1 pseudogene is annotated in these 283 nt (G+C 44.2%); it reads left to right on the top strand.

The window, feature by feature from the left end:
* A pseudogene (locus tag C1G53_RS12325) lies at nucleotides 1-283 on the top strand (23S rRNA (adenine(2503)-C(2))-methyltransferase RlmN); the annotation flags it as partial.

Raw genomic sequence — 283 nt, 5'->3', positions numbered from 1 at the left:
GTTAATCCGCTCAAACAACGGATTGTACAGGAGTCTAAGGACGGTACTATCAAATACCTTTTTGAACTGCCAGATGGCATGTTGATTGAGACAGTTCTCATGCACCAGCACTATGGCCTTTCTGTTTGTGTAACGACACAAGTTGGCTGTAATATCGGCTGTACATTCTGTGCATCTGGATTGATTCCTAAGCAACGTGACTTGACTAGCGGTGAGATTGTGGCTCAGATTATGTTGGTACAAAAGTACTTGGATGAGCGCAATCAGAATGAGCGTGTTAGCC

This window comes from Streptococcus suis (assembly GCF_002960445.1).
Classification (GTDB): domain Bacteria; phylum Bacillota; class Bacilli; order Lactobacillales; family Streptococcaceae; genus Streptococcus; species Streptococcus hyiners.
This window is presented reverse-complemented; position numbering and strand designations above follow the sequence as displayed.